At 45.0% G+C, this 13654-nt stretch carries 16 protein-coding genes, 1 tRNA gene and 2 pseudogenes; 15 read left to right on the plus strand and 4 right to left on the minus strand.

The genetic code is table 11. The annotated features are described in order from the left end of the window. Positions 1 to 27 precede the first annotated feature (27 nt). The 6 genes and pseudogenes from JCM16161_RS10335 (at position 28) to JCM16161_RS10355 (ending at position 5028) form a co-directional block, all read left to right on the plus strand. Positions 28 to 240, plus strand: a complete 213-nt coding sequence (locus tag JCM16161_RS10335) for an alpha/beta hydrolase (RefSeq protein WP_054855801.1) — start codon at positions 28 to 30, stop codon at positions 238 to 240. A gap of 75 nt (positions 241 to 315) precedes the next feature. Next, positions 316 to 741, plus strand: coding sequence for an alpha/beta hydrolase (locus JCM16161_RS10340; RefSeq protein ID WP_054855802.1), 426 nt, complete (start codon positions 316 to 318; stop codon positions 739 to 741). Between the two features lie 574 nt (positions 742 to 1315). Beyond that, positions 1316 to 2098, plus strand: coding sequence for a hypothetical protein (locus JCM16161_RS10345; protein ID WP_243671360.1), 783 nt, complete (start codon positions 1316 to 1318; stop codon positions 2096 to 2098). A 170-nt stretch (positions 2099 to 2268) separates the two neighbouring features. Next, positions 2269 to 2846 (plus strand): annotated as a pseudogene (locus tag JCM16161_RS18040) (hypothetical protein). Between the two features lie 17 nt (positions 2847 to 2863). After that, a pseudogene (locus JCM16161_RS10350) lies at positions 2864 to 4103 on the plus strand (aldehyde ferredoxin oxidoreductase C-terminal domain-containing protein). A gap of 58 nt (positions 4104 to 4161) precedes the next feature. Further along, on the plus strand, positions 4162 to 5028 hold the full coding sequence (locus JCM16161_RS10355; protein ID WP_054855803.1) for a hypothetical protein: 867 nt from the start codon (positions 4162 to 4164) through the stop codon (positions 5026 to 5028). Positions 5029 to 5109: 81 nt separating this feature from the next. On the opposite strand, the gene JCM16161_RS18045 is transcribed toward JCM16161_RS10355, so the two are convergent. From JCM16161_RS18045 to JCM16161_RS18055, 3 genes are all read right to left on the minus strand, one after another. Then, positions 5110 to 5343 carry a hypothetical protein gene (locus JCM16161_RS18045; RefSeq protein WP_243671361.1) on the minus strand — a complete coding sequence of 78 codons (234 nt, stop codon included), beginning with the start codon at positions 5341 to 5343 and terminating at the stop codon, positions 5110 to 5112. Positions 5344 to 5523: 180 nt separating this feature from the next. Beyond that, positions 5524 to 5835, minus strand: coding sequence for a hypothetical protein (locus JCM16161_RS18050; protein ID WP_243671362.1), 312 nt, complete (start codon positions 5833 to 5835; stop codon positions 5524 to 5526). A 108-nt stretch (positions 5836 to 5943) separates the two neighbouring features. Continuing rightward, a complete protein-coding gene (locus tag JCM16161_RS18055; RefSeq protein WP_243671363.1) occupies positions 5944 to 6432 on the minus strand; it encodes a hypothetical protein in 489 nt (162 codons plus the stop codon). A gap of 252 nt (positions 6433 to 6684) precedes the next feature. On the opposite strand from JCM16161_RS18055, the gene JCM16161_RS10365 reads away from it, so the two are divergent. The 4 genes from JCM16161_RS10365 to JCM16161_RS10380 all read left to right on the plus strand — a co-directional run bounded on the left by JCM16161_RS10365 (position 6685) and on the right by JCM16161_RS10380 (position 9512). Next, positions 6685 to 6772, plus strand: a tRNA-Leu gene (locus JCM16161_RS10365). A gap of 482 nt (positions 6773 to 7254) precedes the next feature. Beyond that, positions 7255 to 7809, plus strand: coding sequence for a hypothetical protein (locus tag JCM16161_RS18060; protein ID WP_243671364.1), 555 nt, complete (start codon positions 7255 to 7257; stop codon positions 7807 to 7809). A gap of 14 nt (positions 7810 to 7823) precedes the next feature. Further along, positions 7824 to 8111 carry a hypothetical protein gene (locus JCM16161_RS18065; protein ID WP_243671365.1) on the plus strand — a complete coding sequence of 96 codons (288 nt, stop codon included), beginning with the start codon at positions 7824 to 7826 and terminating at the stop codon, positions 8109 to 8111. Positions 8112 to 8279: 168 nt separating this feature from the next. Beyond that, positions 8280 to 9512, plus strand: a complete 1233-nt coding sequence (locus tag JCM16161_RS10380) for an aminotransferase class III-fold pyridoxal phosphate-dependent enzyme (RefSeq protein ID WP_243671366.1) — start codon at positions 8280 to 8282, stop codon at positions 9510 to 9512. 105 nt (positions 9513 to 9617) lie between these two features. On the opposite strand, the gene JCM16161_RS10385 is transcribed toward JCM16161_RS10380, so the two are convergent. After that, positions 9618 to 10460, minus strand: coding sequence for a class I SAM-dependent methyltransferase (locus tag JCM16161_RS10385; RefSeq protein WP_243671367.1), 843 nt, complete (start codon positions 10458 to 10460; stop codon positions 9618 to 9620). 479 nt (positions 10461 to 10939) lie between these two features. Here JCM16161_RS10385 and JCM16161_RS18070 point away from each other — a divergent pair, with 479 nt between their 5' ends. The 5 genes from JCM16161_RS18070 (at position 10940) to JCM16161_RS10410 (ending at position 13592) form a co-directional block, all read left to right on the plus strand. Then, on the plus strand, positions 10940 to 11398 hold the full coding sequence (locus JCM16161_RS18070; RefSeq protein WP_243671368.1) for a hypothetical protein: 459 nt from the start codon (positions 10940 to 10942) through the stop codon (positions 11396 to 11398). A 95-nt stretch (positions 11399 to 11493) separates the two neighbouring features. Next, complete coding sequence (locus JCM16161_RS10395) at positions 11494 to 12072, plus strand: DUF996 domain-containing protein (RefSeq protein WP_054855806.1); 579 nt, start codon at positions 11494 to 11496, stop codon at positions 12070 to 12072. 50 nt (positions 12073 to 12122) lie between these two features. Next, positions 12123 to 12788, plus strand: coding sequence for a hypothetical protein (locus JCM16161_RS10400; RefSeq protein WP_054855807.1), 666 nt, complete (start codon positions 12123 to 12125; stop codon positions 12786 to 12788). Between the two features lie 76 nt (positions 12789 to 12864). Further along, positions 12865 to 13377: a hypothetical protein gene (locus JCM16161_RS10405; RefSeq protein ID WP_243671369.1), complete on the plus strand. Its 513-nt coding sequence runs from the start codon at positions 12865 to 12867 to the stop codon at positions 13375 to 13377. Positions 13378 to 13382: 5 nt separating this feature from the next. Beyond that, positions 13383 to 13592 carry a hypothetical protein gene (locus JCM16161_RS10410; protein WP_243671370.1) on the plus strand — a complete coding sequence of 70 codons (210 nt, stop codon included), beginning with the start codon at positions 13383 to 13385 and terminating at the stop codon, positions 13590 to 13592. Positions 13593 to 13654: the final 62 nt, after the last annotated feature.

The following is a 13654-nucleotide window of genomic DNA, read 5'->3' on the forward strand; positions in this document are numbered from 1 at the left end:
AATTAATCACTTAATTGCGAAATAGCCATGCCGTTTACCACGTCTAAGGATGGTACTCGGATTTATTATGAAGTTATTGGTAGTGGTGAACCGCTCGTATTAATACAAGGCTTTAGTTGGGACCTAACCACCTGGCACTTCCAATGGGAGTTGGCTTATAAATTTAGGCTCGTCCTACTTGATAATAGAAGTGTTGGGCTTTCCGATAAACCTGTTGATTCATACTCCATGGATAGATGATAGAGGATGTTTATAGCGTTGTTAGCGCATTAAATCTAAAGAATATTAAAGAATATTCACCTACTTAGCTTCTCAATGGGTGGTATGATAGCCCAGGGCTTCGCACTTAAGTATGGCGATCTTATTAAGTCATTAATCCTAGTATCAACAATGCCTAGGCCGTTAATAGCCGTGAGTGTTAGTGCCGAGTTCATATCATTACTTAAGAGTCAATATAATGAATACGGCTTCTTCAAGTCACAACTGGAGTTGGCGTTTAGTGAACAATGGATTAGGAGAAGTCCTGACGTCTTTGAGAATTTCGTAAGGCTTAGGTATAACCTAAGAATGCCATTACATGCCTATCTCGGTCAATTAGCAGCAATACTGGCGACTAATTATGTCGATAAGCTGGGCAGTATTAATGTACCAACGACGATAATGCATGGCAACGCGGATCCGGTCACGCAATCTATATTGAGAGACCAAGTGACTTCAATAGGAGTGTTGAGGAGCACGTAAAATTAGTTAACGAGAATAGATTTAGGAGGGAGGGGCCAATAATCATTTAGGGGTTCGTAGATGTTTTAAATCATGAACCCATGTAATTTTTCCTGTTTGTTTTAATTATTCACGTGTAGTATGTTTTAAATGGGCCTTAAACCATGCTTGCCATTGTATGGACCTTATCTATGGACGGAGCACTAGGTGGGTATTGTCCTTACTGCCGTACAGCGTTGCCATCGGTCCACTGAGTACCTTAATTACTCTCGAGATTGCCTCATTGAGGGGAGGTCCTGTTGATGTTGGTTATGCCATGCTGCGGGCTCTGCGGCAGGGATCATCGCACCACTGCTGTGGGGCTTCCTGCTTGATAGGTATGGCAGTAAGGAGGTGCTTGCCCTGGGCTTCCTCGGCACGGCCTCTTCATCCTAGCCCTAACCTACGCGCCCAATATTCCGCAGATAGCCCTTTACTACGCCGCATCATCGCTGTTCTCCTCCGCCGTTGGTGTTTCCACGAGCTTTATCCTAGTTAAATCCTCGAGTAGGTATAGGCTCAATGAGTCATATTCCTGCTCAACTTCATTAGTTCGTTGGGTTACCTCATTGGTGATGTCTTGGCTGCCGTATTGTCAGGCTTCATGGTCACTAAATCCATATTACTCATCATGGGCTTACTGCCAATCATCTCCTTCGCTTGGTCGTTAATTTCCGTGCCGCGGGTCAGTAACGGTAGGAGACAAATAATGGGTAGCGTCGGGTTTGAGAGGCGTATCCATAATGTTGAATTGGGTGAATTAGTCACCCTTTACTCTGCGTTGATTATTTTCTACTTCTCATCTGGCATCTTCAATACGCTCTATCCCTATGGACTGAGGAGTGGTGGCCTATCGAGGAGTTGGGTGATGGCGATAATCTCCGTTGGCATGGGAGTTCAAATAATCGGTTATGTGATTACACCGCGCATGATACGCATGCTTGGTGGTAATGCGAGGGCCTCATCACGCGCATTAATACTGAGGGGACTATCATACTTCCTAATTGGCTTAACATCAACGACGCCTGAGGCCATGATTATTACGGGATTAACGCTATACCCACTGGCCGCGGGTATCGCCTTCTCAACCTTTTACACGGCATCAAGCGTGATGGTCTTTGAGAGGCTTGGTAGTGGTGAGGAGGGTAGGGGTCTCGGAGCCTACAACTTCATCACGGGCTCTGCATACCTAGCTGGGTCGTTGGCGTCTGGTTACTTGGCTGATTCCGTGGGCATTGGTGGTAGTTACATGATCGCTGGTGCGATGCTTTGGGTTTCGTCATACCTATTTGAGCATATGCACAGGAGTGAGGGAGTTAAGAACGTACTTAATCCCTAGGCTTATTTTCCCATATTTCACGGTTAGGGCAATAACCATGTCTTAGTGGCATAAACCTCCGGGTTTAACTTTAAAGGTAGTATTGCTGGTGCTTTATCGTGACCATTAAGGGTGTTAATGGGGTTGTAGGCTTCGTTAACCTCTCGACTGGTGAGGTCAAGAAGATACAGGTGCCCGATGAGGTTTATAGGAATTTCCTAGGCGGTTATGGGCTGGGCGTCTGGTTCCTATATACTCACATGAAGCCTAGGGTTGACCCACTCGGCCCCGACAACATACTGGGCATAATATCGGGCCTACTAAACGCCAGTGGCATTCCAATGACTGGCAGGTCCATGGCCGTCGGTAAGTCACCACTGACTGGTGGTTGGGGTGACTCAAACGCCGGCGGTAGGTTTGGGCCTAAGCTTATGGAGCCGGCCTAGACGCAATATTCGTCACGGGCGTTTCCGAGAAGCCCGTCTACATACTAATTGATAATGGCAATATTCATATAGAGAGCGCAGCTGATCTCTGGGGTAAGACGACTAGGGAGACTGAGGATGAATTAAAGCGTAGGCATAGGGGCGCTCAGGTGGTTAGTATTGGGCCTGCTGGTGAGAGATTGCAGTTGATTGCGGCGATTATTAATGAGTATGGTAGGGCATATGGCAGGTCGGGTCTTGCTGCTGTGATGGGTAGTAAGAGGTTGAAGGCTATAGTGCGGTCGGTGATAAGAAGCCGGAAATACACGATAGGGACCTACTGAGGCAAAGGATTAAGGAGATGCTTGATGCCCTAAAAACAACTAGGGCGAGGGCCTACGAGATTTGGCATAAGTACGGGACAATATCCACATTAGACACGAGCGTTCTCTCCGGCGACACGCCGATTAAGAATTGGGCGGGCATTGGCGTTAGGGATTACGGGACCAAGAACCTCGAGAAGTTCGGCACAAACACGGTCATTAAGGATAATGTCAAGCCCTATGGCTGCGCAAGCTGCCCGGTGGCCTGCGGCGCATGGATTAGGAGAAACACTAGGTACGGCCTTGTTGAGGGGCATAGGCTTGAGTATGAGACAGCTCCCTATTTGGACCAGCCCTACTAAATGCTGATCAGGACTCCGTGGTTTACGTAGGCGAGCTCTGCAACATGTACGGGCTTGACACAATATCGACCGCGAATGTCGTGGGCTTCGCCTTCGAGCTATACGAGAAGGGTATACTGACTGAGAAGGACGTCGGTTTCCCACTGAGGTGGGGTGATCCTGATGCCGTGGTTAAGCTCGTAGAGTTAATAGCTAAGGCCGAGGGTATCGGCAAAATACTTGGGCAGGGCGTTAAGAGGGCCGCCGAGATAATCGGTAAGGGCGCCGAGCAGTACGCAATGCATGTTGGTGGTCAGGAACTACCGTCACACCACCCGCAGTTCCTGCCTGGACTAGCCATTACATACACGGCGGATCCAACACCTGGCAGACACACTGCAGGCGGTGTCCACTTCTGGGGCGAGGGCGGTAAGAGGCTTTGGGCGCCGTTTGATATCGGCATGGACCTGGGCGCATCGCCAAAGTATGATTATAGTGATAAGGCCGTAAGGCAGCCATAATAGCCATGTCCACGCAAGTCGAGAATTCCCTAGGCTTCTGCCAATTTGCTTCGCAGGTCATTTATAGGACGCTGCCATACATAGACCTGATATATGCCGTGACTGGCATGAAGTATACACCGCAGGAACTGCTTAAGGTTGGCCATAGGATACACACGCTTAGGCAATTATTCAATGTTAGGGAGGGTATTAACCCTAAGAAGGACTTCAAGCTACCCAAGAGGGTTCTCGAGCCATTCCCAGAGGGCCCACTTGCCGGCGTTAAGTTGACTGAGGAGGATGTGGAGAGAATGAGAGAACAGTACTGGGAGACACTTGGCTGGGACCCGAGCACTGGCTACCCAAGGAGGAGGACCGTTGAAGAACTTGGACTCGCCGAGATAGCCGGCGACATCATAAATGTCCTGCCTCCATGATCATTTTACCTAATTAATACAATAGGTTTAAAAACGGTAATTCCCTAACCACAACCTCGTGCTTCGAGGAAGCATCATAACCGTATTATCAACGAACGAACAAGAAGCCATTAAACTAGCATCAATGCTAGGCAAGAGGGATAGGGGCGAGGAGAGGGTTTATTACAGGAAGATTGGTGAGCTTGTTCGTAGCGTCTTAATACCAAGCCCAAGCAGTATCCTTGACGAGGCCATAGCTCTGTCAATATCGAGCTCCTTCTACTTCAGAGTTAATAATGAGGTTACTTGGCTCGATGGCGAGAAGGCGTTACTGCTTGAAGCCTCTGGAATACCTGGCGTTGTTCTTGCAGATGACGCTAACCTATTCATGAGGTACTTCGGCGAGTTAAGTATCTCTAAATTCGTCTCTGAATTTAGGGAGCTTGACCCTGAAGTACCTGACAGGGGTATCGTCTACGTTGATAGGGCATTTAATGTCAGGGGTGTTGGTGTCGTAGTACTCGGCTATGCGTTGACCCAGGTGTCCGTTCATGATGAGTTCATTGCCTACCCAATGAATTTGGAGGTTGAGGTTAGGAGCATACAGGTTCTTGACGAGGATCAAGACTCCGTGCTGCCAGGAACTCGCGTTGGTTTAGCGCTTAGGAATGTTAGGCTTGAGGATATTGAGGGGGTGCAGGCGTTGGTTAGGCCTGGTACGAAATTCATAAACTCCATCAATGATTTCAGCAGGTTTAAGTGGAGCGATGATGCTAGGGAGGTTCACGTGGTGTTTAACGGCATTAAGGTCATGGGTAAGGTCGAGGGCAACAACATCACCCTAGCCAGGGAGTTGCCCATGGCTAGTGGTAGAGCATTGGTAATAAATGTTAATGCCAGGCCCAGGAGACCAAGGATAATGGGTTACGCCATAATCAACGCCTAACAGCCTTCTCAACAACCTCTAATAGGCCCATGCGCCCATCCCTAAACACTAATTCATCCATTGGCTGTAGGTTCTTTGAGATTATGGCTTAAACTCCATCTTAGCCAGTATGTCCCTCTCAATATCAACACCTGGTGCGTACTCCTCAAGGACCAAGCCCTCACCCGTTAACCTGAAAACCGCCCTCTCGGTTATGTAAAGGACTTCCTTACCCATCTTAAGGCCGAGCCCGGCATTAAAGCCCACCTTATATGGTCTCCTCACAAACTTTATTATTGGCCCATCCCTAACTATGGCAAGCCTACCATTAATCACGGCAATATCCCTCTTACCCGCCGTGAAATGCCGCCCTCATACATTATGAATTGATCCGGCATTGGCAGTATCGCCTTGGGCGATACTGCAACTCCAAAATCATCATCGCTAAGTGCGATTCCACCCCAGGGCCCGACTCAACGGTTGTGACCACGTAATCCACAATACCCTCACTCCTTATTATCCTCGCGGCCAGGCGGGTATCCCAATGCCGAGGTTAACGGCTATTGGCCTACCCAACCTCTCCACAAGTCTCACAAACTCAAGCACAACCCTCCTGGCTATTACATACTCGAAGTCAGGTTTGTCATTATTGGGTAAACACGCATTACTAATTACAACGCGGCCGCAAATACTTGGATCATACTTAACACTGGCCGATTGGGTGTGGTACTCAGGTGGTGAGATCACTACGTAGTCGATTAATGGTCTTGGGACATGGACATCCCTGGGATTAACAAACCTACTAACATAGAGCAACTGGGCAATCACAGTGCCAGGGTTTGGCCGGCCTTAACGGCCTGGGTTATCGCCAAGACAGACCCATAAATCGCCTCATCACTCATCGTTAAATTACCAAACTCATCAGCGGTGCTACCCCTAATCAACCAACCCTAGGCTTTGGGCAGTCGTAGATAGGTACTCATCACCATTAACACTAACTAATTCAACCCTGCACGTCCTCCTCTCCCTGGCCAAGTCATTTAAGTAAATACCGTCCTGCCTAGGGTCAAGGAATGTCCCAAGGCCAACCTTGGTTATTGTAGGTGTTCCAGAGGCCACACTCCTAAACCACCTAGTCGCAACACCAATGGGGAATGAGTAGGCCTCAACCCTATTCTCAATAACCAATCTTTGAAGTGATGGGGCCACGCCGAAGAACGTAATCATGAAACCCCTGATGAAACCAAAATCACCATCAATAAGCATACGCTCAGCAACTAAGTCAAGCCCACGCCCCCTAGACGCAGGCAATGAATCAGTAACTATTAACAAATCACGTGGATGCCCTGTCTCCCTATACTTCTCATAAAGCTTAATGAGTATGTACTCAGGGGGTTGTTGCCATGTTAAAGCCCGAAACCGCAATAACATCACCATCCCTAATAACATCCAATGCCCTACTAATATCCACGACCTTGTCCATGATCAGATGAAATTAAATTCTCGAAATTTATACCTTTATAAAAATGCATTTTTGCCTAATCCCTTGACAAACTATACTTGAATAAGTATGCGTGAAAATAAATAAATAAATGAGCACAACCACGAAACACAATCAACAAAAATGAAGATCGAAACAAAAAAGGTTAAAAAAGACCGTGAATACTAACTAACCCTGCGGGGGTGCCCGAGCCTGGTCAAAGGGGGCGGACTCAAGATCCGCTGGCGAAGGCCTGCGTGGGTTCGAATCCCACCCCCCGCACCAGGAATTGATTTATCACGAGATCTAGATTATTAAGTCATATTTTGCACAGTTGGTTTCATGTAATAGGCCTGCGTTGGTTAGTATTTCTGGGTGCTTTTTCCAATAGTATATTGCCATTAATACGCCTATTATTAACAATGTAAAGCTGAATAATACTGCTACGTTATATGGATATGGTGGTAGTGGGTATACACTATAGAAGAATACTACGGCGCCCAAGATCGAGGCGATTATGGGTACCAAACCATGCTTAAGCCAAGAGAACTGGCGCTGGGGGTGTTATTTGTGTTGGCGGTGGTTCAATGATTGACCTTATTAAGTACGTTGGCATAAACCTAGGTCTTAGGGCATGTCTATCCGAGGTGGGCTGAAAAATTGCTTAGGTATATTGGTGTTGTTTAGTCGTGATTAGCCATAATGCATGTTAATAAATAATGCTTAAAAGTCGAGCGCAGTCACTCACGTGATGAGCCTTGAAAAAAATGAGTAAGGAGGGTACGTGGTTTATTGAGTTTAATACTCCATTTAGTTACCATGTTAGGGGTATTAGGAGGGTTTTGTATAGTGGTGTTACTAAGTATCAGAGGATTGCCATTGTTGAGTTTGAGGACTTGGGTAAGGCATTGGTGCTCGATGGTAAGATACAAAGTTCGCTATATGATGAATTCGTTTATCACGAGTCACTCGTTCACCCAGCAATGATTACTCACCCACATCCGAGGAAGGTACTCATTCTTGGCGGCGGTGAGGGTGCCACAGCTAGGGAGGTGCTTAAGCATAGGGGTGTTGAGGAGGTAATTATGGTCGATATTGATGATGAGGTAATTAGGCTTGTTAAGGAGTATTTACCAGAGATGAGTCAGGGCGCGTTTGATAATCCAAAACTTAAGCTCATACTTCAGGATGGTAGGAAATTCCTCGAGGAGTCAAGGGATAGGTATGACGTGATAGTACTGGACCTGACAGACCCGCTCGAGGGTGGTCCGTCATACCTACTATACACGATTGAGTTTTACAGCATTGTTAAGGATAGCTGAGTGATGATGGTATAATGGTGACACAGGCGACATCAACATCATACTCACTCAGGACATTCGCCACGATCTACAGGACCGTTGCCTCGGTATTCCCAATAACCAGGGCTTACCAGGTATACATGCATTCCTACGATAGTACGTGGGGCTTCGTAATTGGGTCTAAGAGATACGACCCAGCGGCATTAACGCCGGATGAGGTTAATAATAGGATTAGGGAGAGAATAGGTGGGGAGCTTAAGTTCTATGAGGGTGACATTCATAGGGCATTGTTCATACTGCCAAAGCACATAAGGCTGTGTTGAGTGATGAGTCAATAAAGCCGGCAACCGATAAAAACCCAACATTCCTACCAGCGTGATTATTAATCCATTGTTAGTTAATTATTTAAGTTAATGCGTAATTACTTGATAAATTTCTAAAAATATTCTAATAAAATTTATTAATATATTTCATAACTATTGATAATAAATATGAGTGGTGAGGACGTTAGTAGGGTTGTTCGTGAGCATTTATTTGGTACCTGGCGTAGGCAGAGGGGTTGGGAGCCATTGAATGTTGTTAGGGCTGATGGTGTTTACTTCTATGATTCCCAGGGCAGGAAGTACCTGGACTTCTCCTCGCAACTAGTCAATGTCAATCTTGGTTATGGTAATGAGAGCGTGATCAATGCAATCAAGAGGCAGTTAGAGACTCTGCAGTACATATCGCCGGCCTTCGCGACTGAGGCGAGGGCTAGGGCCGCCAGGGCATTGCTCGAGATAATGCCCGAGGGCCTTACCAAGTTCTTCTTCTCCACGTCAGGCACGGAGGCTAATGAGGCTGCGGTTAAGATCGCAAGGCTTTACAAGAAGCCTGCTTACAAAATAATTGTTAGGTATAGGTCGTACCACGGTTCAACACTTGCCTCAATATCAATGACGGGTGACTATAGGCGTTGGTTTGTGGAGCCACACACAATGCATGGCGTTGTTAGGGTACCTGAACCGTACTGCTATAGGTGCCCACTCGGTCTTAAATACCCCGAGTGTGGCTTGGCATGTGTTAATTACGTGGATTACGTAATCAAGAATGAGAAGAATGTTGCCGCAATACTTGTTGAACCAATAACCGGTACTAACGGCGTTGTTGTTCCACCTAAGGAGTACCTGCCAACGCTTAAGAAGGTCGCTGAGGAGAATGACGTATTATTCATTGCGGATGAGGTAATGACTGGTTGGGGCCGTGTCGGTGATTGGTGGGCCGTGAACCTATGGGGCGTTAAGCCTGACGTGCTTACAACGGCTAAGGGTGCGTCGGCCTCGTACGTACCCATTGGAATAACGGCTGTGAGTAAGAAAATAGCTGATTACTTCGAGGATGAGTTCTTCGCACATGGACATACCTTCGAGGCGCACCCAGTCTCCCTGGCCGCAATACCCGCGGTCATTGAGGAGTACAGGAGGCTTGACTTGCTTAGTCATGTTAGGGCCATGGGCGAGTACCTTGCGAAGAGGCTTGAGGAGTTGAAGGAGAGACACAGGAGCATAGGCGACGTTAGGGTGTTGGCCTATTCTGGGCAATTGAATTTATTAAGGACAGCAGGAAGACCCCCTTTGGTACATACGACGATAAGTATAGGGGCGTGGCTACGCCAGTTGATAGGGTTGCTGCTGAGCTGCTTAGCATGGGTGTTTACGTGTTTAATGGTCCATCCTGGTTCATAATAGCGCCACCCTGATAATAACGAGGGAGCAGATTGATGAGGGTATTGAGAAGATAGATCAGGTAGTTAGGAAGCTCGATGAGCAATATCAGGGTTAGTGATTACGTTAATTCAATTTCCTACTAACAACCAGGAATGTGGTGGCCACATACTTAAATGGTATGTGCTTACCCAGAATATTATCAAGCGAGTAAAGCAGTGATGCCACTTTCGTGATTTTACCACCGCTCCACTGGTGTATCCTGGATGGGATTACATTGGATAGTACATGAATACCCTTCAGACTCACCACCTCAAACCCGTAATTACTCAATATACTTAGTATTTCCTTAACAGTGAAGAACCTAAGCGGTATTGCCTCACTGCCATGGCCATACCAATAACCAACATGGCCCTTACCACTAATTAAGCCCTTGAGGAAGCCCCTTATTGACACACCACCGAGCAACGCCTCATAAGCCATGTCGGGACAAACCAGGTTATCAACATCAAACAGTAAATAACCGCCACTACCTAGAACCCTTGAGACCTCCCTAAAGGCCTCCTCAGACCTCACAATATGATTGAACACACTACCGTAGGCAATGACAGCGTCAAAATAACCATCCCTAAACGGTAGCTTGACAGCATCACCCTGCACAGGATCGCTACACCTACTCGACCTGACACACTTAATGAGGGATGCACGGGATATGTCGAGGCTAATTACGTGGTATCCACGTCTCCTAAGCAGCATCGTCCAAATACCAGTACCGCTTCCAAGGTCGAGAACCTTACTATGTATTTTAACCCCATCGAAGTAATTCCTGAAGATTTCATACAACTCATTATATACATGCCTATAGTACTGGGAGAGTCTAAGGAAGACCCTTTCATAGACAGGGGCTAATTCGTCATAGACTGTGCTTACAATTGATTCGTAACTAGATGATTGATCGTCACCCTCCACCTTAACCTCCCAATTAATGATTAAGTGTCTCTGGTTTAATAAAGTCTTCTACCGCATAAATATAATATATATCTCACATTTTTCATGGTTGTTTTGTAAAATATGTGTTAAAGAAGCTACATCATATGATGTTCCGTAGAAATAAAAAATTTTATAAATCAACGACCTAGTAGGACTGCGATGTCGCAAGACGCTGTTGAGGAGAGGATTAGGAGGGGATTATCACTTATTAACGCCTGCGACAACAATGGGGTAACATGTAGGTTACTTGGTGGAGTTGCGGTAGTTACCTAGTACGTGATGTATACGCGGAAGCACCCATACTACTGCATGAGCCTAAGGATATTGATATAGCGGCGCATAGGAGGGATTCGGGTAGGCTTACGAGGATTTTTGAGGGGGTTGGTCTAAAGGCCGATGCTAGGTTTAATGCACTCCATGGTGCCGAGAGACTCAGGTTCTTTGACACGCTGATGAACGTGAGAGTTGATGTTTTCCTGGACATCTTTAGGGAGAGCCACGTAATAGAGCTTAAGGATAGGCTTGAGAGGTTCAGCCCAACACTACCACCGAGCGACCTACTAATGACCAAGTTCCAGATATGGGAGATTAATGAGAAGGACCTCAAGGACATAATAGCAATGCTATACAAGTTTGAGCTAGGCGATAGGGATGACATGAATACCATAGATCTCGGTAGAATAATAGAATTAACATCAGACAACTGGGGATTATACAAGACAACCACTGTTAACCTGGACAGGACAATAAATTACATGAATAATGCAGACCTGCCAAGTAAGGTCAAGGACAGGGTAATGAGCAATATAGATAGGTTAAGGCAATCAATAGAGAAGGCTCCAAAATCCATGAAGTGGAAGATGAGGGCTGCAATCGGTGAGAGGGTTAGGTGGTACGAGACACCTGAGGAGGCTTAAAATTGCACTTTCTATTAAATTAAATGGAAAGAAGGATTTTCATTCGAAATAGAAAGATAAGGCATATAAAATCGTGTTAGTGTATTAGGAATTACATGGATTTTGATACAGCAAAGACACTAGCCGGCATAGGAGCTATACTGGCGGGCTTTGGCATGTTTACACATGGTATATTGACCATAGTAGGTATTGTACTATTCCTCATAGGCATGATAAATCTAGCCGAGTACTTCAACGACGATGAACTCAAGTCAAATATTATTCATTGGTTCATATTCGCTCTAATAGCAGCTATCGTAATTGTGATTGGGGCATTCATATTCGTACTAAATGCGGGATTATTACTTAGTCACCTCTTAACACTAGCACAGCCAAACATCCCATACCCACAGTCATTACTGCCAACATTACTACCCATAATAGCAACGGCAGCAATAATCATGGCATTAGCAGGAGTGTTCTACGTAGTATCAGCAGTATACCTACGCAAGGCAATGAAGAATATATACACGCACACAGGCGAGAACCTCCTAAATACTGGCGGACTGCTCTACCTAATAGGCGCAGTATTAACATTCATAGTGATAGGCCTAGCAATAATCCTAGTGGCATGGATCATAATAGGCATTGCAATACTCACAGCAAAACCAATGGGCAAGACGCAAAATATTTAATAGGAGCTTAAATAAGTAAACATTTAATGGCACACCAAGGAATTAACATTATGACTATTCTAAATAATAATAGGTTATTACTTATTGTTGCCATAGCACTAATAATTCTTGATGCCTACATAATATACGTCCATACTCTAGGGAGTCCATTACCATACACAAAGGTGTTGGGAGACCTAGGCCCGTATATTGTAGTTAGCATCCATAATAATGACCTACTACTATATAGCGGAATACAAAAAGCATCATATACCACCAAGCACATGTACATCAATAAATACATTGTTAGTATCAAGGATTATGACATATCGAGTAATAGACAATTATGGGTTACGAGCATAACGGCCAACACAATAACAATATTAATGCCACAATTCGACATCATCAATAACACATTATTTATGTTAAGTTATGGTGAGTATTTAACCCACCCACTTATCGAAACGATTATAAATGTAACGGTAATAAATATACCGACTGGAGACGTAATAAACTCCACGGCAATAGCAAGCACTTACTATCCCTTCACAACTGGCATAATTGATAATTCCATATACCTATTCACATTCCCACCCACGGGAAAAGATATAATGAACCTCACATACTACGGGCTCATGGATCGACCTCCCTACGTGATCATGCTCTGGAACCGCACATTCACCAACATCTGTGGGCCATACAACACATCAGCTCATAAATATATACGTTTTCAATAATTACCTGCTCATAACCATACCATGCAATTCATCATTACGCATATACCTACTCAATAAAACAAGCGGTGAACTAATAATGAGCACGCTCATAGCAATCAATAAAAGCGTAGTCCATGTCTTTGGACTTCTCAATAACACGATCGTTTACAAATGCGGATCGCAAATATGTGGTCTAAACATAATTAATCACAGTATCTGGACGGTACCAATAAATGGTGATTTAATATCAGTAGGCATTTATGGAAATAAGGCCTTAGCCCTGGTGCTTTTGAATAATACGATATGGCTAGACACCATTAATCAGGATGGGTCGTTAATACTACGTAAAAGCATATGGAGAGACCTAAGTGCGCTTAATTCGTATTGCTACATAGATGTTTACCAATATTCGGCAGGTATACTTCAATTAACGAGAAACATGTTCTTAATAACGGTGGGTCCCTTCGCCTTCAGCTCCTACAATCTAAATTATTATTGTTTACCTGTGCTGTACATGATCGTGAATATCAATAATAGTGAAGAGGTGATGAGATTAATTAGGTTTGATTGGTCGGGAGGTATATACGGTATCATCCATCATTGTACATAGACTATGTGAGTAATCATAGCGTCATATATTCGTTATGTAGCGGTGGTCACTGCATTAGGTACTTAACAACGCCTAATGCATTAATCAATGATTGGTGGTATTACGTAATCTTTGACTCGCAATACCCAATAATCATGATAACAATAACATGGATAGCACTTATAGCAATTGTAGTAATAAAACCATACCTAACGAAGAATAAACTCAGAAATTAATGATGTAACGCACATCTGCGAACAAGGAATTACTTAATTATTAATCAGCGCGTTGATAATAT

This window comes from Vulcanisaeta sp. JCM 16161 (genome assembly GCF_001316285.1).

Coding starts and splice junctions, on each gene's coding strand:
- JCM16161_RS10340 (WP_054855802.1), top strand. CDS start 316: ATGGGTGGTATGATAGCCCAGGGCTTCGCACTTAAGTATGGCGATCTT.
- JCM16161_RS10380 (WP_243671366.1), top strand. CDS start 8,280: ATGAGTGGTGAGGACGTTAGTAGGGTTGTTCGTGAGCATTTATTTGGT.
- JCM16161_RS10395 (WP_054855806.1), top strand. CDS start 11,494: ATGGATTTTGATACAGCAAAGACACTAGCCGGCATAGGAGCTATACTG.
- JCM16161_RS10405 (WP_243671369.1), top strand. CDS start 12,865: ATGAGCACGCTCATAGCAATCAATAAAAGCGTAGTCCATGTCTTTGGA.
- JCM16161_RS10335 (WP_054855801.1), top strand. CDS start 28: ATGCCGTTTACCACGTCTAAGGATGGTACTCGGATTTATTATGAAGTT.
- JCM16161_RS18060 (WP_243671364.1), top strand. CDS start 7,255: ATGAGTAAGGAGGGTACGTGGTTTATTGAGTTTAATACTCCATTTAGT.
- JCM16161_RS10400 (WP_054855807.1), top strand. CDS start 12,123: ATGACTATTCTAAATAATAATAGGTTATTACTTATTGTTGCCATAGCA.
- JCM16161_RS18065 (WP_243671365.1), top strand. CDS start 7,824: ATGGTGACACAGGCGACATCAACATCATACTCACTCAGGACATTCGCC.